Source organism: Sphaerisporangium sp. NPDC088356, assembly GCF_040685555.1.
In the GTDB taxonomy this organism is placed as follows: Bacteria; Actinomycetota; Actinomycetes; order Streptosporangiales; family Streptosporangiaceae; genus Sphaerisporangium.
This window is the reverse complement of sequence record NZ_JBFBIK010000075.1, coordinates 1-22,796: the sequence shown is the minus strand read 5'-3', so window position 1 is coordinate 22,796 and position 22,796 is coordinate 1. Positions and strand designations below refer to the sequence as shown.

Here is a 22,796-nt window from a genome sequence, read left to right as displayed (position 1 = left end):
ACCCGCATCTCCGACCGGTCACGCCGCTCGGACCTGCCGCGATCGTCGCGCATCCGATCGTCCCGCTCCGACCGGCCGCGCCGCTCGGACCTGCCGCGATCGTCGCGCATCCGGTCATCCCGCATCTCCGACCGGCCGCGCCGCTCGGACCTGCCGCGATCGTCCCGCATCCGGTCATCCCGCATCTCCGACCGGCCACGCCGCTCGGACCTGCCACGGTCGCCGTACCGGCCGCGGTCACCGTCGTCGCCCGGCATGACGCGGAGTCCCGCTGCCGTCGCGCCGTACTCGGCGCCGGTGACCACCGCCGTCGCCGGGGACGGGACGGCGGAGGCCTGCGCGACTCCTGCGGTGGGCCAGAGCGCGAGCGAGACCAGTGCCGGACCGAGCAGTGTCAAAGGCCGCTTACCTACCATGTGCCGACTCCTTCTGTGTCCTGGCCACCCGGAGTGGTCGTAGACCGTCCCGAGTGACCGTCCTTTCGTCGAACCACATGGTTTCCGTCACTGCGCCACCGCGTCGTGACACCGACGTGACGAGAGGGCGACGCCGCGACGCTTTCGAGGGCGGGCGACCGCGTTTCAAGGGTGGACGATGGCACGCAGACCGGCGACGAGCTCACTCACGAGCGGTGTCGGGCGCAGTCCCAGCTCGGAGCCCAGAAGGTGCTCGTAGCGCTCGAAGTCGCGGAGCGCCTCGGCCTGGTTGCCTTCCGCGAGGTGGGCGCGGATCAGCGCGGCGTGGGCGCTCTCGCGCAGCGGCTCCGCCCGTACGGCCACGCCGGCGGCGGCGACCGCGTCGGCGAACCGGCCGGCCCTGATGAAGTCCTCGGCCAGGGCTTCCAGGGCGTGCAGGCGCAGCTGGTGCCATTCCTCGGCCTCGTGGACCACCCAGTCCTCGTACCAGCCGGGCAGCAGGTCGACCGACAGCGTCTCCACGGTGTCCGCGCTGAGGTCCTGTTCGAGCGTGGGCGTGGCCGGGTCGAGGATGCGCCGGGCCAGGGACCGGGCCTCGTCCACGTCCACCCCGGCGGCGGGCCTGAGGCGTACCTCGGTCGCGCCGATGTCGAGGATCTGCCGCCCGACTCCTTCGAGACGTGCCAGCGCCGACCGGAGGCTCGCGTACGCCCGCCGTTCGGGCCGGTCCGGCCACAGCGTGCCCGCCATCAGGGTGCGGGGTACGGCCTGACCGCAGAGGGCGACGAACGACAGAAGACGCTCCGAGCCACCCGAGACCGTTACCTGCTCTCCCCCGGCCAGCAGCCGGAAGCCACCCAGAAGGTCGACCCGCAGGATGGGCCGGTCGCCGCTCTCCATTGTTCTGCTGCCTCCCGCGTGGAAAGCGAGTCGTCTGGTAAGCAGCCCTCCCGTCGCCGTCTCTCCCCCGGCTATGTACCCGGTAGATGGCGATATGTCCCGTTTTATTGGGTCAGCATGATGCCTGAACGCGACCCCGGTGTCACGCGTGTGTGATGCTCCGGTGACGCCGCCTGGGTGACGCTCATGTGGTCGCCACCTTCGGCGGCACGAGAGGAGGTCGATCTCCATGAGGAGAAACGTCTTTGCAGCGCTCGCCCTGAGCGGCGCGCTCGTCGTACCCGCGACGCTCGCGTCGGCGGCCCTCGCTGCCACTCCTTCCGATGACCTGATCAAGGGCGGGTACGAGTCCATGGCGTCGTGCCAGAGTGCCCTCCCCAACATAAAGGAGCAGCAGTCCTCCATCGAGACGTCACTCGTATGCAAGGCGTACACCGAGCCGTCGTCCGCCAAGATGTGGGGCGTCTACACCGCGAAAACGACCAGCTATGAAGCACCGGTCACCGAGGAAGCACCGGTCACCGAGTCGTAGCGGCCCTCGGCCGGCCGGCGACGCCCCGGGCTACGACGGGGTGACCGACCGGGCCGGCGTGCGCTGAGCACCACCCGGCGAGCGGGGCGGTACGTGCCTCCCAGGCACGTACCGTCCCGTTCCCGCGTGCGCGGCCGTCAGGGCTTTCGCCCGAGGCCGCAGAACTCGTCCACCTCGCGGGCGAACTGGCTGTCGTGGGGATCCGGCCGCCAGTTGGGGCAGGAGACGACGCCGGGCTCGACGAGCTCCAGGCCGTCGAAGAAGCCGCTGATCTGCTCAGGGGAGCGCAGGTTGTACGGGACCGAGCCGCTGGCGTTCCAGATGGCGATGGCCGCCTCGAACTCCGGCCCTCGCACGACGTTGGTGCCGTCGGCGATCGCCAGGTAGCTGCCGGACGGCAGGGCGTCGGTCAGCCGCTTGACGATGGAGCGCGCCTCGTCGATGTCGGAGACGTGGCCGAGGATGTTCAGCAGCATGAGGCCCACCGGCCGGCTGAAGTCCAAAGTGGTGCGGCCCGCCGCCGCGAGGATCGTGTCGGGGTCGCGCAGGTCGGCGTCGATGTACTGGGTGACGCCCTGGGGCGCGCCGACGAGCAGGGCGCGGGCGTGCGTCAGCACCACCGGGTCGTTGTCGACGTAGACGATGTGGGACTCCGGTGCGATCCGCTGGGCGACCTCATGGGTGTTGTCCTGGGTCGGGAGCCCGGTGCCGATGTCCAGGAACTGGCGGACACCCGCCTCCTCGGCCAGGTAGGTCACCGCGCGCGACAGGAACCCCCGCGAGCTGCGTGCGACCTCCACGATGTCGGGGAAGACCTGGCGGAACTGGTCGCCCACCTCGCGATCGACCTGGTAGTTGTCCTTGCCGCCGAGCCAGTAGTTCCAGATCCGCGGCGAGTGGGAGACCGTGGTGTCGATCTTTGGCGGCTCGCCGGGTGGCAACGAGCTGTCGGGCACGGGGCTCTCCTGTCGGAGGTGGGACTGGAATTCCAAAGTAATCGGCGAATCCATCATTCCTCGGCAGTCACCAATCTTGATCACAAACCGTGATATGTCAGGCCGGTTAACGCCCATCCGATGACCGAATCGCCCGGCTTCCCGGATGTAGTTGAGCAAGCGTACGCTTGGTCAGATCCGGTACGGCCGACGCGGGAGTTGAGGATGGCCGAGAGCATCACGGAGTACCGCAACCTGATCGGGGGCGCGCTGGTGCCCGCCGCGGAGGGCCGCACGCTGGACTCGGTCAACCCGGCGACCGGCGAGGTCTGGGCCCGCATCCCGGCGAGCGGCCCGGCCGACGCCGACGCCGCCGTCACCGCCGCGAGGAAGGCCTTCCCCGGCTGGTCGGGAATGCCCGCGCTCGGACGCGCCGGCTACCTGCGCGAGGTCGCCGAGGTCTTCGCCGCCAATGCCGGGGAGCTCGCCCGGATCGAGACGCGCGACAACGGCCGCATCCTGCGCGACACCCTCAAGAAGGACCTGCCCGGCATGACGTACCTGTGGCGGATCGCCGCCGGGGACGTCCTCGACGCCGTCAAGGGCGACACGGTCATCCTCGGCCCCGACACGCTGGGGTTCACGCGGCGCGAACCGTACGGCGTGGTGCTGGGGATCATCCCGTGGAACTCCCCCATATCGACGTTCTCCGCGAAGGCCGCGTACGCGCTGGCCGCCGGCAACACGGTGATCGTCAAACCCGCCGAGCAGGCGTGCGCGTCGGTGCTGCGGCTCGGCGAACTGCTCTCGGACGTGCTGCCACCGGGAGTGCTGAACATCGTCAGCGGGCTGGGCGAGGAGGCCGGCGACGCGCTGGTACGGCACCGCGGGGTCGGCAAGATCAGCCTCACCGGCTCCACGCAGACGGGGCAGGCCATCACGCGCGCCAGCGCCGACTCGCTGAAGCCGCTGACCTTCGAGCTGGGCGGCAAGTCCCCCAACATCGTGTTCGCGGACGCGGACCTGGACGCCGCCGCCCAAGGGGTCACCGTCAACTCCATCTACACGGGCAACGCGGGGCAGGTGTGCGTCGCGGGCTCGCGCATCCTGATCCAGCGGCCGGTCTGGGACGAGATGATCGAGCGCGTCACCTCCATCGCCGGCGGCCTCACGCTGGCCGACCCGCTCGACCTCGCGACGACCATGGGCCCGATCGTGTCGGCGGGGCAGTACGAGCGGGTCACCGGATACCTGGAGATCGCCGAGAAGGAGGGCGCCGAGCTGGTGTTCGGCGGAACGGCCGGCGCCTCGGTGGTCCCGTCGATGCCCGGCGGCTACTGGGTGGCCCCGACGCTCTACACCACCACCGACAACTCGCTCCGCGTGTGCCAGGAGGAGATCTTCGGCCCGGTCGCGGTGGCCATCCCCTTCGACACCGACGAGGAGGCGCTGGCCATCTCCAACGACTCCTCGTACGGCCTGGCCGCCGGGGTGTGGACCCGTGACCTCGGCCGCGCCCACCGGTTCGTCCGCGACCTGCAGAGCGGCACGGTCTGGGTCAACACCTTCCGCCAGATGCCTCCCGGGTTGCCGTTCGGCGGCGTCAAGGACAGCGGCTACGGCCACGACTCGGTCCTCGCGTACACCCGGGAGAAGGCCGCGATCATCCAGACCTGACGAGAACTTTGTTCGCCGCTCGCCCGTGACCTGCGGTTCCCGCGCGGCGCGGCCTAGCGAGCCGCAGGGAAGCGGGCTACCGCCCCGCGCCGGGCGCGGGATGCAGGACCGACGCGAGCTCGGGGATGCGGGCGCGGTAGCCGTCGAGCAGGAGGCGGGCCACGGAGACCGAGTCGACCAGCGGGTGCGAGGCGAACGCCCGCAGCGCCACGCCCGCCGAGCCGGTCGCCGCCGCCTCGATGGTGAGCTGCTCGACGGCCTTGACCTGCTGGACGAGCCCGAGGAACTGGCCGGGCAGCGGCTTGGTCGCGAGCGGTCGCACCCCGCCCGCGTCCACGACGCACGGGATCTCCACGACGGCCTCGGGCGGCATCCCGGCGACCGCCGAGCCGTTGCGCACGTTGAGGATCATGGTGGTGCTCCCGCCCCGGGCGATGGTGGTCATCAGCGCGAGCGCGATGCCCTCGTACCCGCCGGCCGAAAGATCGGCCGCGTCACGCTCACCGGCCTGGGCGGTGTCGCGGGTCTCGGCCATGTAGGAGGCGTCGCGCTCCCTGCGGGCGCGCTGCCACTCGGCCAGGGCGTGCTCGGGCTCCCGCCGCACCGAGGAGTAGAACCGGGACTGCTGCTGGAGCAGCGACTCCCCCCGGGTCTGTGCCGCGCCGCCGATCGCGGCCACGGCCTCCCGGGTGAAGTAGTAGTAGTACAGGTACTCGTTCGGCAGCGCGCCGAGCGACCGCACCCAATCGGGGCCGAACAGCCGCGCCTCCTCCACCAGCTTGAGCGCCGTGTCGTCGGCCAGCAGGTCGGGAAGGACGTCACGGCCCGCGTACGACAGCCCGCGCAGCCAGCCGAGGTGATTCAGCCCGACGTAGTCGGGGGCGGTGCGGGCGGGGTCGAGACCGAGCGACCGGGCGGCCCTGCGGATCAGCCCGACCGGCGAGTCGCAGATGCCCACCACGCGGTCGCCCAGAACCCGCTGCATGGCCTCGGTGATCATGCCGGCGGGGTTGGTGAAGTTGATGACCCACGCCCGGGGCGCGACGGCGGCGACGCGCTCGGCCACATGGAGGGCCACCGGGATGGTGCGCAGGCCGAAGGCGATGCCGCCCGGGCCGATCGTCTCCTGGCCGAGGATCCCGAGTTCGAGCGCGACCCGCTCGTCCGCCGTGCGGCCCTCCAGCCCGCCCACCCGGATGGCCGAGAACACGAACGTGGCGTCGCGCAGCGCGTCGTCGAGGTCGGTGGTGGCGCGCACGCGGGGCGGGTCGTCGTACCCGGCCGCGAGCTGCGAGAGCACGTGGCCCACGGCGGTCAGGCGCTCCTCGGAGACGTCGTACAGCACGACCTCCTCGACCCTCGGCCTGCCGGTGTCGCGCAGCAGCGCGCCGTACACCAGCGGAACGCGGAACCCGCCGCCACCAAGGATGGCCAGCCTCATAGTCGCTCCTTCACGTCAGCAGCACCTGCGCGCCCGCCGCGGTGAGCGTGCGGACGGTGGGCTCGTCGGCGCCGTCGTTCGTCACGACCACGTCGAGCTCCTCGGGGCCGCACACCCGCAGCGCCCCGTTGCCGGGGAACTTGTGCCGGTCGACCAGGAGGACCACCTGCCCGGCGGCCACCATCATGGCGCGCTTCAGCGGGACCTCGGCGATCGTGGAGTCGGTCACCTGCCCGTCGGGCCGCACGCCGCTCGCGCTCAGGAAGACGCGGTCGGCCGACACCTGGCGCAACGCCTCCTCGGTCAGCACGCCGACGAGCGAGGAGTGGTGGGCGCGGCGGAGCATGCCGCCGAGCAGGAGCAGCTCCACGGCGGGGTCGCCGCGCAGCACGTCTACGACGGCCAGGCTGGAGGTGACCACGGTGACGCGGCGGCCGCTCAGGTGCCGGGCGAGCCGCACGGTGGTGGTGCCGATGTCGAGCAGCACGACGTCGCCGTCGCGGACGAGCCGCGCCGCGCGGGCGGCGACGGCGTCCTTGTCGCGCTCGCCGGGGCTCGCGACCCCCGCGAACGGAAGGTCGTCGTCGAGGTCGGCAGATGCTCCCTCACTGGCGAGCGCTCCCCCGCGTACGCGCGTGAGCGTGCCGTCGCGGTCGAGGATCTCCAGGTCGCGTCGGATGGTCGAGGGGCTGACGCCGAGCTGGGCGGCCAGGTCGCGAACGCTCGTCGCGCCCGCGAGGCGGACCCGCTGCATGATCTCTGCATGCCGGACGTGCTGGAGCACGCCAGGATCGTATCAGTCATTCTTGCGCGCTACTAAGCAAAAATGAGCATCATTGCCCGTGAACTCTTGATCTGGACGGTCGAAACGTGCAAGAGTGCGCACATCTTCGCTCAGTCGAGGAGGATGCGCTCCGTGTCTGTCCAGGCCTACGACCCACTAGCCGATCAACGCCGCCCAGACGGGCCAGAGTTCGACGTGTTCACGGCGGGCACCGTCTTCCTCGACATCGTCTTCACGGGGCTCCAGGCCATGCCGGCCGCCGGCACCGAGGTCTGGGCCGACGGCATGGGGTCGTGCCCCGGCGGCATCGCGAACCTCGCCATCGCCTCCAGCCGCCTCGGCCTGCGCACCTCCATGGCCGCCGCGTTCGGCGACGACGACTACGCCGACTTCAACTGGCGCATCCTGTCGGAGCAGGAGTCCGTCGACCTGTCCCGGTCGCGCCGGTTCCAGCAGTGGCACTCTCCGGTGACCGTCTCGATGGCCGTGAACCGCGACCGCAGCATGGTCACCCACGGCCACCCGCCGCCCATGGCCGCGACGGAGATGATCGGCCGCCCGCCCCGCTCCAGCGCGGTGATCGCGCCGCTGTCGGTGGAGGAGCCGCTGGGCAGCGCGGACACCGGCACGTGGGCCGACCTCGCGCACAAGGACGGCGCGCTGATCTTCGCCGACGTCGGGTGGGACCCCTCCCAGACCTGGTCCTCCGCCCTTCTCGACCAGCTCTCCGTCTGCCACGCCTTCATGCCGAACGCCGTGGAGGCCATGGCCTACACCGGCACCGAGACGCCGCGCGAGGCGCTGTACGAGCTCGCCGACCGCGTCCCGCTGGCGGTGGTCACCGACGGCGCCAACGGCTCGATGGCCATCGACTCCACGACTGGCGAGGAGGCGTACGTCCCGGCGCTGCGGGTGACCGCGCTCGACCCGACCGGGGCCGGCGACGTCTTCGGAGCGGGCCTGGTGCTCGGCACCCTCTCGGGGTGGCCGCTGGCCGACCGCCTGGCGTTCGCCGGGGTGTGCTCGGCGCTGGCCGTGCAGCAGTTCGGCGGGTCCCTCGCCGCCCCTGGCTGGGGTGACATCGCCGACTGGTGGCACGACGTGCGGGCCGCCGCCGGCACCAGCGGCGCCTACACCGCCTCACTCGCCCGCCGGTACGCCTTCCTCGACAAGCTGGTCCCCACCGTCCCCGTGGGAGCCGTGCGCCGGGCCGCCGCGACCATGTCCCGCCACGCCGACGTCGGCGCGGGCGTCGCCGACCCTCCCGAAAGGGACTAGGGACTGTGTCCTGGATCAGACGCGAAGCCAGATGACCAAGGTCGCCACCAAGTGCGGGCGGCACATCGGCAAGTGACGCGGCGCGCCGAATAATCACCGCCTCCGGGGTGTTGGTGCCTCATGGCCGCGCCGGACGGGTCGCCGTCTTCGCGCCCCGTGACATCGCGGCCGTACTCAGACCAGCATCCTCGAAAGGACGATGAACATGACGAGGCCCACAGTCGGTCAGATCGGCGTCTGGCAAGCGAGGCCCCCGTTCACCCCGAAGCTGGCGCTGTCACTGGAGCAGCTCGGCTACGGCACTCTCTGGGTGGGCGGATCGCCGGACGGTGACCTGCGGCTCGTCGAGGAGCTCCTCGCCGCGACCACGACGCTGACCGTCGCCACCGGCATCGTCAACATCTGGAAGGACGACCCGCGGACCGTTGGAGCCTCGTTCAACCGGATCGAGGCCGCCCACCCGGGCCGCTTCCTGCTCGGCATCGGAGCGGGACACCCCGAGGCGACTTCGGAGTTCACCAAGCCGTACGCCGCCCTGGAGAGCTACCTCGACGGGCTCGACGCGGCCGGGGTGCCGGTCGAGAGCCGGGTGCTCGCGGCGCTCGGCCCGAAGGTCCTGCGGCTGTCCGCCGAGCGCAGCGCCGGCGCCCACCCGTACCTCACCACGCCCGAGCACACCAGGCAGGCCCGCGAGATCCTCGGCGCGGGCGCGCTGCTGGCCCCGGAGCAGAAGGTCATCCTCAGCCAGGACGTGGACCACGCGCGCTCGCTCGCCCGGCAGGCCGTGCGGATGTACCTGGGCTTGAGCAACTACACCTCCAACTGGCGCAGGCTGGGATTCGGCGACGACGACCTGGCCGGTGAGGGCAGCGACCGCCTGATCGACGCCCTGGTCGTCTACGGCGATCCCGCCACGGTCAAGCGCCGGATCGACGAGCACCTCGCCGCGGGTGCCGACCACGTCAACATCCAGCTCCTCACCGACCCGGACACCGACCCCCTGGACGACTACCGCAAGCTCGCCGAGGCGCTGATCGGCTGACCGGTCCCACGGCTCCGCCTTGCCAGGCCGCACGCGCTCGGGTTCGCCGGCGTGCGCGGGCGCGGGCCACCACAGCGGCCCGCGCCCCGTACGGCGAAGAGAGCACTCTCCGTGAGCCGATCAGCCTGGCACGGCGAGGGCGGGACTCACGGGGTCGTGACACCGACCCAGTTGACGAACCACCCCCTCGTCTTCGCGTCGGCGGGCGTCAGGGGGGCCCAGTCGCTGTACCGCAGGTACACGCGGAAGCCCTTCGCGGTCGCTCCATAGACGGCGTTGCCACCTGTCAGCTGGAAATGCTTGTCGATGCCGCCGAGGGAGATGAGGTAGACCGGTGTGCTGGCGAAGTTGGCGGAGCTGGTGTCGACGTCCAAGGAGATGCCGTTGGTGTTGTACGCGACCCAGCCCACGCCGGGGACGGTGCGGCCGGCGCCGATCTGGATGGCGGACCGCGCCGATGGCGCCTGCGCCGCTGACACCGGCCCGGTGGTCGGGTCCTGCTCGGCGTGTGCGGTCCCCCCGGCCATCAGCACGGCGCCGATGGCCAGAGCGGCGACGGTCATGGACCTCTTGACGGACATGCGTTCTCCCTCGATAGAGATGCCCCGGCGGTCATGACCTCGGGGGAACGCTGTTCGCGCAGGGGCGACCAGTGCTCGCCATGGCGTCGGAGGACACAAACGATCATCGCCAAGAGTAGCGAAGTGATCACGCATTGCCGTGGCACGCCACCATGTCAACGGCGGCGTGCTGCAGTGATCCACAACCCGGCTCGACGAAGCCGGGAACCACACCCACCCAGCGCCGCCGGCACCCCCCTGTCCGCGGGCGCCGCGCTTGGCGGTGAGCGAATCAGCCGGCCTCGTCGTCGGCGCCGGACGGCCTCGCCTTGCTGGGCTGCACGCGTTTGGGCTCGCCGGGCATCTTGGGGTAGTTGGGCGGGTACGGCATGTCGCCGCGCTCGTCCTTGGCGTACCACTCCAGCAGGGGCTCGATGGAGAACGCGCGGTCGTCGATCTCCTTGTGCACGTCGCCCAGCTCGGCGAACCTCGGCGGGACGGTGCGGATGTCGAAGTCGCGGGGGTTGACGTCGGCCAGCTCCTGCCAGGTCACCGGCGTGGACACCGGCGCGTACGGCCTGGCCCGCACGGAGTAGGCGCTGGCGATGGTGCGGTCGCGGGCGTTCTGGTTGTAGTCGATGAAGACCTTCTCTCCGCGCTCCTCCTTCCACCAGGCCGTGGTGGTGAGGTCGGGGCGGCGGCGCTCGACCTCGCGGGCGAGGCCGATGGCGCTCTGCCGCACCTCGGTGAACGACCACCGGCGCTCGATGCGCACGTTGATGTGGATGCCCCGGGTGCCCGACGTCTTGGGGAAGCCGCGCATGCCGAGCTCGTCGAGGACCTCCAGCACGGCGAACGCGGTCTCCCTGGCGTCGTCGAAGTCGGTGCCGGGCTGGGGGTCGAGGTCGATGCGCAGCTCGTCGGGATGCTCCACGTCGTCGGCGCGGGTGGGCCACGGGTGGAAGTCGATCGTGCCGAGGTTGGCGCAGTAGGCGATGGCGGCGACCTCGGTGACGCGCAGGGCGTCGGCGGTGCGGCCGCTCGGGAACCGGATGGTGACGGTCTCCAGCCAGTCGGGGTGCCGGGGCGGGATGCGCTTCTGGTAGATCGCCTCGGACTGCACCCCGTCGGGATGGCGCTTGAGGTAGGTGGGCCGGTCCTTGAGCGCGCGCAGCGCTCCCTCACCGACCGACACGTAGTACTCGACCAGCTCGCGCTTGGTCGCCCCGATGTCGGGGAAGTAGACCTTGTCTGGGTTGGTGACCTTGATGACCCGGCCCCCGACGTTGAGCTCTATGAACGGCGACGCCATGCCTCCGACCGTACCCCGCGACGGTGACAGAAACCGGAACGGGGCGGGCCGTGAACACCTCGGTGACAGGCCGGCCGCTCGAACGGGACGGACCCAACGAACACCGCGGACACGCCGCTCGAACGGGACGGACCCAACGAACACCGCGGACGGGCCGCTCGAACGGGAAGGTCCGTCCCGGAGCACCTCGGTGGCGGACCGGGCGCTCGAACGGGACGGACCTCGACGATCGCCCGCCATGATCACCGGACGCGGCGCTGACGTGCCACCGGTCCGGCGGCCTCCCCCGACCGTGTGACGGCGCGCCGCGTGGACGCGGGCACCGCCTGAGGCGGGGATGGACCGGCGATCCTCCCTCACAGAGGTGATCAACCCTCTGCCAATAAAGACGCTGAAAGCAGTCCGAAAGGATGCTCGGCCAGAAGACCGATTTCCCGGAGTGTCTGACGAGGTCCTTACGCCCCATATGCGGGGATCGCCGCCGCTCCGCACCCGCATAGGCTGGAGGCATGGAGAAGGTGGTCAAGAGTGACGCAGACTGGCGTGTCCAGCTGTCCCCCGAGGAGTTCCGGGTGCTCCGCCAGGCAGGCACGGAGCGCCCGTTCACCGGAGAGTACGTCGACACCAAGACGACAGGGGTCTATTCCTGCCGGGCCTGCGGAGCCGAGCTGTTCCGTTCCGACACGAAGTTCGACTCGCACTGCGGGTGGCCGTCGTTCTTCGAGCCGTCGGAGTCCGAGGCCGTGAACCTCATCGAGGATCACTCCCTCGGCATGACCCGCGTGGAGGTCCGCTGCGCCCGCTGCGACTCCCACCTCGGGCACGTGTTCCACGGGGAGGGCTACCCGACCCCGACCGACGACCGCTACTGCATCAACTCCGTCTCGCTCCGGCTCGTGCCGGCCGAGTAGCGGGGTCTTCGCATGGGATCGCGGGCCGCCCGGCGAGCGGCTCGCGATCGGTGATGAACGCCATACGCAAAGTCACGGCCGGTGCATGCGGGTTCTAAGGCCGGGGTAGGAAGTCCTGCGGGTCCTCCGCCCGCATGCACCCGTAGGTTCCGTCCCGTCCGGGGGCCGCGTGCACCTTCGCCACAGGTGGCAGACCATCGAGGCCATCGGCCAGGTGGTCACGCAGCGATGCGAGATCTGCGGCAGAACCCGGGTGCGCGTCGGAAGGCCGAAACCCCCCGGCCCGGCACCCCGCTAGTCCGGATTCCCCGGCCCGAACCCACCAGCCGGGAGTTCCGGATTCGAGCCTAGTTCGGAGCCGGGTACGTGAGCCGGCACGAGTTGTCGCCCGGCCCGAGGATGTTGGCGAGCACCGGGTTGCCGTTCTGGCCGTACTCGGCCTGGACGAACACGACCGGGTGCTGGTCACCGACCTCCTGTACGAGGTATTCGAGACCCCGTTTGCACAGGTCGATCGCCGACTTGGAGTTGTGGGCCGACTCAGGCAGGTCGGTGTAGATCCGCAGGTACTTCCCGACGGTCCGGATGTCGGTGATCCGCTTGACGGCCTTGTCGCTCACCCACCGCTTCTTGAAGTAGGTCACCGCCTCGGCGTCGGTGTGCTTCGAGGGCCCCGAGGCGGTATCGGCCGCGTCACGCGCCTTCTTGGCCCCCGTGCTCGCCGCCTCGACACCCGACCCCTTCCCCGCCGGAGCCGGCGCGGCCCGGGGCACGCCCTCGGCGCTCGACGCGCGCGAGGGGACGCCGGACGCGGACGCGCCGCCGCCGGGCCGTACGAAAATCGCGCCGATCGCCAGGGCCATCACGACGACGGCGGCCAGCGCGGCGAAAAGCTCCAGTACCCGTGCCCGGCGCGCCTTGCGCCGCCGGTGCCCCCCTCGCCTGGAACGTGCCAGACTCTTGCCCCTGTTCACCCTTTGCCTCACGTCGACATGGGATATCCCCCCGAGTATGCCAAAGATCGCGAACATACGTGAGTTGTTCCCGCGATAACAGGCATGGGGCGTTTGGGGCAGGGGTTACGCATGTCCCGCTCTGCTGGGCTTTGTAGGGCAGTGTCCGCTTATGGCAGGGCGGCCACCAGCTCCTCCAGGGGCTTGCGGGTGCCGGTGTAGAAGGGGACCTCGATGCGGGTGTGCCTGCGGGCCTCGGAGGCGCGCAGGTGCCGCATCAGGTCGACGATGCGGTGGAGCTCGTCGGCCTCGAAGGCGAGGATCCACTCGAAGTCGTTGAGCGCGAACGACGCCACCGTGTTGGCGCGCACGTCGGGGTAGTCACGGGCGAGCTTGCCGTGCTCGGCGAGCATGGCGCGGCGCTCGGAGTCCTCCAGCAGGTACCACTCCAGGGAGCGCACGAACGGGTAGACACAGACGTAGCCGCGCGGCTCCTCCTCGGCCAGGAAGGCCGGGATGTGCGACTTGTTGAACTCGGCCGGGCGGTGCAGCGCCATCACCGACCAGACCGGCTCGCTCGCCCGGCCCAGGGAGGTGCGCCGGAAGCGGCCGTAGACCTCCTGAAGATCCTCGGGCGTGGAGGAGTGCCACCAGAACATGTAGTCGGCGTCGGCCCGGAAGCCCGCCACCTCATAGGAGCCCCGGGTCACCACGTCCTTCTCGGCGGCCTGCGAGAGCACGGCCTCGACCTCGTGGGCGACCTCCTGGCGGTCGCCCGGCAGCGGCTCGCGCACCCGGAAGACCGACCACATGGTGTAGCGGATGACCTGGTTGAGATCGCGCGCCTTGGGCCGCGCACTGCTCTCCGTCACTGATCGCACTCGCCTTCCATCGACAGCTTCAATCGCCTTGCGCCAGCGGGGCCTCAGCGGGTGCCTCTCGCTGGTCCTCACGCCATTCTCCCCCGTGCTGCTCCCGCAGGTACGCCAGGACCCCCGCCGCGGCCGTGCGCGCGGTCGCGACGCAGGCCGGGATGCCCAGCCCGTCGTAGGCGGCCCCGCACACCGCGAGGCCGGGCTGCACGGCGACCGCCGCGCGGACGCGCGCGACCCGGTCGAGGTGGCCCACGTCGTACTGCGGCAGGGCACCGCCCCAGCGGCTCACCCGGGTGGAGATGGGCAGCCCGCGAACTCCCATGATCTCGGCCATCTCGGCCATGGCGAGCGCCACCAGCTCGTTGTCGTCGCGCTGGAGGATGAACTCCTCGCCCAGGCGCCCGATCGAGCAGCGCAGCACCAGCAGGCCCGGGTCGCTCTCGGCCAGGTGGGGCCACTTGACCGTGCTGAACGTCACCGCCTTGACCGGCCGCCCCTCGATCGGGGGCACCAGATAGCCGCTGCCGGTCGGCTGCTCGGGGAACGCCGTGCGCGGGTAGGCCAGGGTCACGATCGCCATGCTGGCGTACTCGATGCGGGCCAGCTCGGCGGCGGCTTTCGGCACCTCGTCGGCGAGCAGCCTGCCCGCCGCCGGCGCGGGCACCGCGACGATCACCGCGTCGGCCTCGATGGTCTCGGGCTCCCTCGTGGGGCCGGTCACCAGCCGCCAGCCGGCGCGGGTGCGCCTGAGCTCGCGCACCATGACGCCGGTTCTGATGTCGGCGCCCGACGCCGCCGCGACCGCGTCGGGCAGGCTGCCCATGCCGCCCCTCAGCGTGGTGAACACCGGCCCGGCGTCCTTGGGCGCGTCGTCGCTGATCGACCGGGCGGCCCTGAGCAGCGAGCGCTCGGTGCGCGCGATCGTCGCGACGCGGGGCATGGTCGCGTCCAGCGACAGGAACTCCGCGCGCCCGGCGTAGACGCCGCCGAGAAGCGGCTCCACCAGCCGGTCGACGACCTCTCCGCCCATGCGCGCCCGGATGTACGCCGCGACCGAGACGTCGGAGGTGACCAGCGTCGCGGGAAGGATCTGGTCGAGCGGCACCCGGGCGAGACCTGCGGGCGAGAGGATGCCCGAGCGGCCCAGCTCCATGATTTCGGAGGGGACGCCCATGACGTGACCCTTGGGCATGGCGCGGAGCGCGCCTCTGGTCCACACAGAGGCGCCTGTGGGGCCTGGATGGACCAGCTCGTCGCCGAGCCCGACCATGCGGGCGAGCTCCTTGCCCTCGGGGCGGCGGGCCAGCATGGCCTCCGCGCCCTCGTCCATGGGCATGCCCGCGACCTCGGAGGCGCGGAGCTTGCCGCCGACGCGCGAGGCGCCGTCCAGCACGGTCACCGAGAGGCTCTCGTCCTCATGGCGGAGATGCCACGCCGCGGCCAGCCCGGCGATGCCCCCGCCCACGACCACGACGTGCCGCCGAGTCCCTTCCATGTCTCCAGACGTTACCCGCCCGCGAGCACCTGGTGCGCTGGTCACGGGGCGGGTCCGGGGCGCGGGCCCCAGAACGTGACGGCATTGTGACGCGGTCCGGTCAAACCCCGTGCCCGCGGGTCCCGTCAACAAGGGCATGAGCAGATTACGGAGCCGCCCGTCACTGATGGTGACCCTGGCGGCCGTCGTCCTCGCCATCTCAGCCTGCGGTGGGTCGCAGGATCTGAGCCAGTCGAGCTCGGGAGCAGCCCCGGCCGCCCCGGCAGTGGAGAGTCAGGCCGACGCACCGGCCGGCACGTCGCAGGGCGGAAGCGAGGCCACCGTTCAGGACTCCGGGGCCCGTTCTCCCTCGGACTCCTCCAAGGTCGAGGTCAAGCAGGCCGACCAGGCGATCGTCTACACCGGCGAGATGTCGGTTCGCGTCAAGGACGTGACCGTCGCGGCCAACAGGGCGAAGCAGATCGTCAGCGCGGCGGGCGGGCGCGTCGACAGCGAGCAGTCCACCTCGTACGGGCGCGAGGCCAGGTCGTCCATCGTCTTCAAGATCCCCCCGGACCGGTATCCGGCCGTGGTGGACCAGCTGGGCAAGGACCTTGGCGTACGGGAGTCGCTGAGCCTGGGCACCGAGGACGTGAGCCAGCAGATCGCCGACGTGGGCAGCCGGGTCAAGTCGTCCAAGTCCGCGCTCGGCCAGGTCAGGAAGTTCATGGCCAAGGCGAAGACCATCCCCCAGGTGCTGGAGGTGGAGCGGGAGATCTCCACTCGCGAGGCCGATCTGGAGTCGCTGCAGGCCCGGCAGAGGACCCTGGCGGCCCAGACGGCCCTCGGCACGATGACCATCCACCTGGTCCACGTCACCCGCCTCGCGCCCAAGCCCGCCAAGCCGAAGCCGGAGCCGCCGAACTTCCTCAGCGGCCTCAAGACCGGCTGGCACGCCCTGGCGACCACGACGAGGATCGCCCTGACGGTCTTCGGCGCGCTGCTGCCCTGGCTGGTCGTGCTCGGCGTGCTCTGGATCGCCTACATGGCGGTACGGCGGCGCGTGCCGTCCCTCTGGAGCCCGGCGGCCACGCGACGGCCCGCACCGGACGCCCCGAGGACGCCGGAGGCCCATGGCGAGCCGGACAGCGCGCCAGAGCCGGACGTCCCCGGGGAGCCGGACGAGAGGCCGTACGTCCCTGAGAGGCCCGGCGCCTCCGAGAGGGCGGACGTCCATGAGCAGGACGTCCCCGAGGACGGACACGAACCCGAGGGCCCCCGGGAGCGGTGATCAGCGGGCCGACGCCTCGTGCACGAGGTCGGTGAGGCGGGCGAGCTGGTCGGGGTCGGTCGTGGGCAGCACCCCGTGACCGAGGTTGAACACATGACCCTCCGCCGCCCGGCCACGGGCCACGATGTCGCGGGCGCGGCCCTCCACGACGTCCCAGGGCGCGAACAGGACGGCAGGGTCCAGGTTGCCCTGGAGCGCCTTGCCCGGCCCGACGCGCCGCGCGGCCTGGTCGAGCGGCACCCGCCAGTCGACGCCCACCACGTCGGCGCCGGCCTCGCCCAGCAGCCCGAGCAGCTCGCCGGTGCCCACGCCGAAGTGGATGCGCGGCACGTCGAGATCGGCCAGCCCGGCGAAGATGCGGCTGGTGTAGGGAAGGACGAACTCGCGGTAGTCGCCGGGGGCGACGGCCCCGACCCAGGAGTCGAAAAGCTGGACCGCCGAGGCGCCCGCGTCGATCTGCACCCGCAGGTAGGCCAGCGTGATGTCGGTGAGGCTGCCCATGAGCGCGTGCCACAGCGCGGGCTCGCCGTACATCATGGCCTTGGTGTGGTCGTGGTTCTTGGACGGCCCCCCCTCGATCAGGTAGGACGCCAGCGTGAACGGGGCGCCCGCGAACCCGATGAGCGGCGTGGGTCCGAGCTCCTTGGTCAGCGCCTGGATGGCCTCGGTGACATAGGGAACGTCGCCGGCGTCGAGCGCGCGCAGCGTGTCCACCCCGGCGGTGTCCCTGATCGGGTCGGCGACGACGGGGCCGACGCCGGGCTTGATGTCGAGGTCGATCCCGATGGCCTTGAGCGGCACCACGATGTCGCTGAAGAAGATCGCCGCGTCCACCCCGTACCGCCGCACGGGCTGCATCGTGATCTCCACGATGAGGTCGGGCGTCGCGCACGCGGTGAGCATCGGCACGTCGGCGCGCACCGCGCGGTACTCGGGCAGCGAGCGCCCGGCCTGGCGCATGTACCAGACGGGCGTGTGGGGCACGGGAAGGCGCCGGCAGGCACGGACGAACGCGGACTCGGCGGTCTCGGGATTCACCCATCCAGGGTGCCATGGGAGCCGGTCGGTCCACGCACCGCGTACGTGCGATGTGCGCCGCGTGTCGGCGCCGTGGCCTGATACCAAAGCTTGCCGCGAAAAAGATATTTACCGGGCGGATGTCCGGTCATGCTAATAGAAGCCGCGAACCGTACACTATGTCTGGTTCGGTAGGCCAGGTCGGGGCCGGAACGGCCGTCTGCCGCGTCAAGGCAATCCCAAGCGCAGGTACAGTACGTCTCACGTGAGGTCCGTGATCATGTCGCGGTTGGCCCAAATGTTCGTCAATAGACCGCGCGGCGCCGATTCGGTGACCACTTTCGGGACACGCCGAGCGCGTTGCGGGGAAATGTCGCCGTGACGTGTCAACGTCGGACCAGCCCTCGAGTTCACGGACAAAGGCGCGCGGGTGGGGCAGCGCCGGCCAGGCGACGCGCACACCTGTCCGTCCGTACTCTCGATCCCGGGACCCGACGAAAGGCTCGCGATGACCGCGATGTGGAGTTCCTCCGAGCACCGCACTGTGCGTTGTGCGCTCCGTGCCGGCGAACGGGGCTTCGAGCGACGACACCGCCTCGGCGGGCACGACGGCCGCTACCGGCACTCCGCGGAGCGCGGCGACGGCCCGGTGATCGCGGCTTGATGACCACCCATGGTTCCGGCGCATACCCCCCTGCTTCCGGCATCACCCGCTCCGGCCTACGCTGCCATCATGACCATCGGTGACGCGCCTCCGGCGCCTGCCGCGTTCCGGCGGGCCCTGGAAAGCCTGCGGCCCGCCGAGGTCAGGCCCGAGATCGAGCTGGAGGACATCCCCGCCCCGCAGCGGCTGGCCCCCTACTCCGGCGCGGTCGGCGCATCGGTCTACCGCGACGACGACGAGCTCGCGGTCGGCCGGCTGATCATGTTGTTCGACCCTGACGGCCAGCGCGGGTGGGATGGTCCCTTCCGGCTGGTCGCGTATGTCCGCGCCGACATGGAGCCGGAGATCACCTCCGACCCGATGCTCGGACCTGTGGCGTGGAGCTGGCTGACCGAGGCCCTCGACTCCCGCCGCGCCCGCTACGCCGCCGCGGGCGGCACGGTCACCCGCGCCGTTTCCGAGGGGTTCGGCAACAAGGCCGACGACCCGGTCAACACCGAGCTGGAGCTGCGCGCGTCGTGGTCCCCGCTCGAAGAGGACCTGTCGGCGCACGTCGCCGCGTGGTGCGACCTGATGTGCCTCGCCGCGGGCATCCCACCCCTGCCACCCGACGTCGCGGCCCTCCCGCAACGGTCCGCGCGTCGCGAAGACCCGGAGTCCTTCAGGACGTGACCGACGACGAAATCATCCCCGCATCCGAGATAGTCCCGCTTCTGGAGCCCCGCGAGGGCATCCCGCCGGTCATCGAGGACCCCGCCGCGCTCGCGGCGGCCGTACGCGCGTTCGCCAAGGGCACCGGCCCGGTCGCCGTCGACGCCGAGCGCGCCTCCGGCTACCGCTACAGCGGCCGGGCGTACCTCGTGCAGCTACGCCGGGCCGGCTCCGGCAGCGCGCTCATCGACCCCATTTCCTGCCCCGACCTTTCCGAGCTGGACGCGGCGCTGGCCGACGCCGAGATCGTCCTGCACGCCGCCACCCAGGATCTCGCCTGCCTGGCGGAGATCGGCTTCGTCCCCCGCAAGCTCTTCGACACCGAGCTGGCCGGACGGCTCCTCGGCTACGAGCGCGTCGGCCTCGGCACGATGGTGGAGAACGTCCTCGGGCTCCGCCTGGAGAAGGGCCACTCGGCGGCCGACTGGTCGCACCGCCCCCTCCCCGAGGACTGGCTGCGCTACGCGGCGCTCGACGTCGAGGTGCTCGTCGAGCTGCGCGACATGCTCCACGACGAGCTCGCCGCCGAGGGGAAGCTCGCGTGGGCGCAGGAGGAGTTCGCGTCGATCCTGGCCGCTCCCCCGGCGCCGGCGCGCACCGACCCGTGGCGGCGCACCTCCGGCATCCACCGGGTGCGATCCCTGCGCGGTCTGGCCGTGGTCCGCGAGCTGTGGACGCTGCGCGACGAGCTGGCTCGGGAGGCCGACCTGGCCCCCGGCCGGGTGCTGCCCGACTCGGCGATCGTGACCGCCGCGCTGGAGCAGCCGCGCACGACCAAGGCCCTGACCGACATCGCCCCGTTCACCGGGCGCAGCGCCCGGCGTCACCTGCGCGAGTGGCTGAACGCCATCGGGCGGGCGCGCGTGCTGCCGGAGACGCAGCTCCCGCAGCCGAGCGGCCCGGGGGACGGGCCGCCGCCCGCCAACCGCTGGGCCGACCGCGACCCGGCCGCCGCCAGGCGGCTGGCGGGGGCGAGGGCGGCGGTGGCGGCGCTGGCGGAGACGCATCACATGCCCACCGAGAACCTTCTGCAGCCCGAGGCCATCCGGCGGCTCACCTGGGAGCCTCCCGCCGACCTCGACGAGGGGACGGTGGAGGCCCGGCTGCGCGAGCTGGGCGCCCGTGAGTGGCAGATCGCGCTGGTGGCGCGCCCCCTGTCGGCGGCGCTGACGCGCCTGGCCGCCAAGGACGAGCCCGAGGGCTGACGCCTTTACGAAGTAAGGCAGGGTCAGGCGTTCGTCAGCTTGCGCACGCTCTCGCGGAGCACGACCTCGCCCTCGACGGGAGTCCGCCTCGGCGCCTTGTCGTACGAGAGCGCGAGGTCGAGCGCGAGCGACCCCATGCGCGCCAGCGGCAGCCGTACCGTCGTCAGCGCCGGGGCGAGGTCGCGCAGCGAGGCGATGTCGTCGAACCCCGCCACCGACAGATCGCTCGGCACGTCGATCCCCTGCTCCCTGAAGGCGGCCAGCGCCCCGACCGCCATGACGTCGTTCACCGCGAACACGCAGGTGGCGCTGGTGTCCATGCGGACCAGCTCCACGGCGGCGGCGTACCCGCCATCCCGGTCGAACCCGCCGTTCACCTCGATCGCCGCGGGCAGGCCGAGCTCGCGGAGCCCCTCGGCGAAGCCGGCGGCCCTGTCGATGGCGGTGTAGAGGTTCGGCGGCCCGGCCAGCACGGCGAACCGGCGATGGCCCTGCCCCGCGAGCACGTGAGCGAGTTTGCGCGCCCCCTCGTGGTTCAGGGGCGCCACGGTGTCGGTGCCGAGGAGATCTTGCCCGATGATGGCGACCCGGCCCCCCGAGGCGCGGTAGAAGTCGAGCTCGGCGCGCAGGCGGCGCACCATGGCGTCGTCCACGACGCGGGAACCGGCGATCAGCACCGCCCGGGCCCGCTGGGCGTTCAGCGTGGCGACCAGGGCGATCTCGCGCCGGGGGTCGCGGTAGGTCGTGCCGAGCGTCACCACCATGTCGTGCAGGTCGGCGGCGCGGATGGCGCCGTCGGCGATGGCGGCGAAGTAGGGGTCGGTCAGGTCCTGGATCACCAGACCGACGACGTTGCTCGCGCCGCGCGCCAGGGTCTGCGCTGTCGCGTCCGCGCGGTAGCCGAGCCTGGCGGCCGACGACTGGACCCGCGCCCGCAGGGCCGCGCCCACCTGGCGGCTGCTCCCGTTGAGCACCCGTGAGGCGGTCGCCAGTGACACCCCCGCGTCCCTGGCGACGTCTTCCAGCGTGACCATGGTCATCCTCCCGTGCCCCGGCCGGCTCCCCTCTCATTGTCCAGCGCCCGCCGGCGCCTCACGCACGGATCCCGGGTCCGGAGGACATCACGGCCTCGGACCGGGTGTCACTTCACGGCGACGGAGGGCTTGTCGTCGACCCGGCTGTGCCGCATGCCGTAGAGGAAGTAGAGCCCGACGCCGATCGCCATCCAGATGAGGAACCTCAGCCAGGTCTCGACCGGAAGGTTCAGCATGAGGTACACGCAGGCCAGCACCGACAGGATGGGCACCACCGGTACCAGCGGCGTGCGGAAGGCGCGGGGCAGGTCGGGCCGCGTCCTGCGCAGGATGACGACGCCGGCGGAGACCAGGACGAACGCGAACAGCGTGCCGATGTTGACCAGCTCGGCGAGGGCCGACAGCGGGATGAGCCCGGCCAGCAGCGCCGTCGCCACGCCGATGATGATCGTGATGCGGTACGGCGTTCCGAAGCGGGGATGCACGGCCGCCAGCCCTCGGGGAAGCAGGTTGTCGCGGCTCATGGCGAAGAAGATGCGGCTCTGGCCGAGCATGAGGATCATCACGACGGTGGTGAGCCCCGCCAGGGCGCCGACGCTGATGATCGTGGCCAGCCAGTCCTGGCCGACGACGCGGAAAGCGCCGGCCAGCGGCGCCGACCGGCTGAGCCGGTAGTACGGCTGCATTCCGACGACGACCAGCGACACCGCGACGTACAGGACGGTGCAGATCACCAGGGAGGCGATGATGCCGATGGGCAGGTCGCGCTGGGGCTTCTTGGTCTCCTCGGCGGCGGTGGCCACCACGTCGAAGCCGATGAAGGCGAAGAAGACGATGGCCGCGCCCGAGAAGATGCCGAGCACGCCGTAGGCCACCGGGGAGATGCCGAACAGCACCTGGATCAGCGGCGCCTTGAGCCCGTCGGCCGCCGGGATCGCCCGGGCCGGCGGGATGAACGGGCTGTAGTTCGAGCTCTTCACGAAGAACAGCCCCGCCACGATGACCAGCAGCACGACAGTCACCTTGATCGTGACGACGACCAGGTTGAACCGCGCGGACAGCTTGATGCCGGCCACCAGCACGCCCGTCAGCGCGAGCACGACCAGAACGGCGGGAACGTTGAACGTGGCGTGCTCGCCGGCGAGCGTGGACGGCAGGTGGATGCCCAGCGTGGCGAGCAGCTCCGAGAAGTATCCGGACCATCCGACCGCGACCACGGCGCCGCCGAGGGCCAGCTCCAGCATCAGGTCCCACCCGACGATCCAGGCGGGGAACTCGCCGATGGTGGCGTACGAGAACGTGTACGCCGACCCGGCCACCGGCACGGTCGAGGCGAACTCGGCGTAGCACAGGGCGGCGAGCGCGCAGACGATGCCCGCGACGACGAACGACAGGGCGACGGCCGGGCCGGAGTTGTCCCTGGCCACCTGGCCGGTGAGCACGAAGATGCCCGTGCCCACGATCACGCCGACACCGAAGACGGTCAGGTCGAGGGCGCTCAGGTTGCGTCGGAGACGGTGCTCGGGCGACTCGGTGTCCTCGATCGAGCGCTCGACCGTCTTGGTACGGAAAATCGACATGGGGCCGCCCCCTGATCGTCATTGATCGCGCAGGACGCCTTCCGTGAAAGCGCGGGTCATGCGTACCCCCCGTCCGGACAAACATTCCTCGTTCTTCCCACGGGAGGGCAGGGCGACCGTCTTTCGGCCGACCGGAACGCGAGGCATGACCAGGGAGAACGCGAGATCACGGAGAAGGGGGGACCTCCACGGGGCCGGCCGGCC

Annotated in this window: 21 protein-coding genes; 8 read left to right on the top strand and 13 right to left on the bottom strand. The window is 71.3% G+C overall.

Annotated elements, in window-relative coordinates:
• Both AB0O34_RS24650 and AB0O34_RS24645 read right to left on the bottom strand, forming a co-directional pair.
• Positions 1-416, bottom strand: a 416-nt coding sequence (locus tag AB0O34_RS24650; protein WP_363919064.1) for a hypothetical protein, incomplete at its 3' end; no start/stop codon positions are given.
• A gap of 165 nt (positions 417-581) precedes the next feature.
• On the bottom strand, positions 582-1,316 hold the full coding sequence (locus AB0O34_RS24645) for a BTAD domain-containing putative transcriptional regulator (RefSeq protein WP_363919062.1): 735 nt from the start codon (positions 1,314-1,316) through the stop codon (positions 582-584).
• Positions 1,317-1,545: 229 nt separating this feature from the next.
• Here AB0O34_RS24645 and AB0O34_RS24640 point away from each other — a divergent pair, with 229 nt between their 5' ends.
• The gene (locus AB0O34_RS24640) at positions 1,546-1,848 is read left to right on the top strand and encodes a hypothetical protein (protein WP_363919060.1); all 303 of its coding nucleotides are present in this window, start codon (positions 1,546-1,548) and stop codon (positions 1,846-1,848) included.
• 137 nt (positions 1,849-1,985) lie between these two features.
• Here the strand turns inward: AB0O34_RS24640 and AB0O34_RS24635 are convergent, their stop codons facing one another.
• Positions 1,986-2,804, bottom strand: coding sequence for an SAM-dependent methyltransferase (locus AB0O34_RS24635; RefSeq protein WP_363919058.1), 819 nt, complete (start codon positions 2,802-2,804; stop codon positions 1,986-1,988).
• Between the two features lie 204 nt (positions 2,805-3,008).
• On the opposite strand from AB0O34_RS24635, the gene AB0O34_RS24630 reads away from it, so the two are divergent.
• On the top strand, positions 3,009-4,460 hold the full coding sequence (locus AB0O34_RS24630; RefSeq protein WP_363919056.1) for an aldehyde dehydrogenase family protein: 1,452 nt from the start codon (positions 3,009-3,011) through the stop codon (positions 4,458-4,460).
• 76 nt (positions 4,461-4,536) lie between these two features.
• On the opposite strand, the gene AB0O34_RS24625 is transcribed toward AB0O34_RS24630, so the two are convergent.
• Entirely contained in the window at positions 4,537-5,901 is a 1,365-nt protein-coding gene (locus tag AB0O34_RS24625) for a 6-phospho-beta-glucosidase (RefSeq protein ID WP_363919054.1), read from the bottom strand.
• Between the two features lie 10 nt (positions 5,902-5,911).
• The gene (locus tag AB0O34_RS24620) at positions 5,912-6,685 is read right to left on the bottom strand and encodes a DeoR/GlpR family DNA-binding transcription regulator (protein ID WP_363919052.1); all 774 of its coding nucleotides are present in this window, start codon (positions 6,683-6,685) and stop codon (positions 5,912-5,914) included.
• A 132-nt stretch (positions 6,686-6,817) separates the two neighbouring features.
• Between AB0O34_RS24620 and AB0O34_RS24615 the strand changes: the two genes are divergently transcribed.
• Complete coding sequence (locus AB0O34_RS24615) at positions 6,818-7,963, top strand: PfkB family carbohydrate kinase (protein WP_363919050.1); 1,146 nt, start codon at positions 6,818-6,820, stop codon at positions 7,961-7,963.
• Between the two features lie 205 nt (positions 7,964-8,168).
• Positions 8,169-9,005 (top strand): LLM class F420-dependent oxidoreductase, encoded by an 837-nt coding sequence (locus tag AB0O34_RS24610; protein WP_363919048.1) that lies wholly within the window; start codon positions 8,169-8,171, stop codon positions 9,003-9,005.
• A 146-nt stretch (positions 9,006-9,151) separates the two neighbouring features.
• On the opposite strand, the gene AB0O34_RS24605 is transcribed toward AB0O34_RS24610, so the two are convergent.
• Together AB0O34_RS24605 and ligD are read right to left on the bottom strand one after the other, a co-directional pair.
• Positions 9,152-9,586: a hypothetical protein gene (locus AB0O34_RS24605; protein WP_363919046.1), complete on the bottom strand. Its 435-nt coding sequence runs from the start codon at positions 9,584-9,586 to the stop codon at positions 9,152-9,154.
• 271 nt (positions 9,587-9,857) lie between these two features.
• The gene (ligD, locus tag AB0O34_RS24600; RefSeq protein ID WP_363919044.1) at positions 9,858-10,877 is read right to left on the bottom strand and encodes a non-homologous end-joining DNA ligase; all 1,020 of its coding nucleotides are present in this window, start codon (positions 10,875-10,877) and stop codon (positions 9,858-9,860) included.
• A gap of 509 nt (positions 10,878-11,386) precedes the next feature.
• Here ligD and msrB point away from each other — a divergent pair.
• Positions 11,387-11,788, top strand: coding sequence for a peptide-methionine (R)-S-oxide reductase MsrB (gene msrB, locus AB0O34_RS24595; protein WP_363919042.1), 402 nt, complete (start codon positions 11,387-11,389; stop codon positions 11,786-11,788).
• A 347-nt stretch (positions 11,789-12,135) separates the two neighbouring features.
• On the opposite strand, the gene AB0O34_RS24590 is transcribed toward msrB, so the two are convergent.
• The 3 genes from AB0O34_RS24590 to hemG form a co-directional block, all read right to left on the bottom strand.
• Complete coding sequence (locus tag AB0O34_RS24590; RefSeq protein WP_363919040.1) at positions 12,136-12,762, bottom strand: hypothetical protein; 627 nt, start codon at positions 12,760-12,762, stop codon at positions 12,136-12,138.
• A 149-nt stretch (positions 12,763-12,911) separates the two neighbouring features.
• A complete protein-coding gene (hemQ, locus tag AB0O34_RS24585; RefSeq protein WP_363919086.1) occupies positions 12,912-13,553 on the bottom strand; it encodes a hydrogen peroxide-dependent heme synthase in 642 nt (213 codons plus the stop codon).
• 88 nt (positions 13,554-13,641) lie between these two features.
• Positions 13,642-15,111, bottom strand: a complete 1,470-nt coding sequence (gene hemG, locus AB0O34_RS24580) for a protoporphyrinogen oxidase (RefSeq protein ID WP_363919038.1) — start codon at positions 15,109-15,111, stop codon at positions 13,642-13,644.
• A 136-nt stretch (positions 15,112-15,247) separates the two neighbouring features.
• Here hemG and AB0O34_RS24575 point away from each other — a divergent pair, with 136 nt between their 5' ends.
• Positions 15,248-16,381: a DUF4349 domain-containing protein gene (locus AB0O34_RS24575; RefSeq protein WP_363919036.1), complete on the top strand. Its 1,134-nt coding sequence runs from the start codon at positions 15,248-15,250 to the stop codon at positions 16,379-16,381.
• Here AB0O34_RS24575 and hemE read toward each other — a convergent pair whose 3' ends face one another.
• Positions 16,382-17,419: a uroporphyrinogen decarboxylase gene (hemE, locus tag AB0O34_RS24570; RefSeq protein ID WP_363919034.1), complete on the bottom strand. Its 1,038-nt coding sequence runs from the start codon at positions 17,417-17,419 to the stop codon at positions 16,382-16,384.
• Between the two features lie 712 nt (positions 17,420-18,131).
• Between hemE and AB0O34_RS24565 the strand changes: the two genes are divergently transcribed.
• Both AB0O34_RS24565 and AB0O34_RS24560 read left to right on the top strand, forming a co-directional pair.
• Positions 18,132-18,734, top strand: a complete 603-nt coding sequence (locus AB0O34_RS24565) for a DUF3000 domain-containing protein (protein WP_363919032.1) — start codon at positions 18,132-18,134, stop codon at positions 18,732-18,734.
• Positions 18,731-19,978, top strand: coding sequence for an HRDC domain-containing protein (locus AB0O34_RS24560; protein WP_363919030.1), 1,248 nt, complete (start codon positions 18,731-18,733; stop codon positions 19,976-19,978). The genes AB0O34_RS24565 and AB0O34_RS24560 overlap by 4 nt, the downstream gene beginning before the upstream one ends.
• Before the next feature lie 23 nt (positions 19,979-20,001).
• On the opposite strand, the gene AB0O34_RS24555 is transcribed toward AB0O34_RS24560, so the two are convergent.
• Both AB0O34_RS24555 and AB0O34_RS24550 read right to left on the bottom strand, forming a co-directional pair.
• Complete coding sequence (locus AB0O34_RS24555) at positions 20,002-21,012, bottom strand: LacI family DNA-binding transcriptional regulator (protein ID WP_363919028.1); 1,011 nt, start codon at positions 21,010-21,012, stop codon at positions 20,002-20,004.
• Positions 21,013-21,119: 107 nt separating this feature from the next.
• On the bottom strand, positions 21,120-22,592 hold the full coding sequence (locus tag AB0O34_RS24550; RefSeq protein ID WP_363919026.1) for an amino acid permease: 1,473 nt from the start codon (positions 22,590-22,592) through the stop codon (positions 21,120-21,122).
• Between the last annotated feature and the right edge of the window lie 204 nt (positions 22,593-22,796).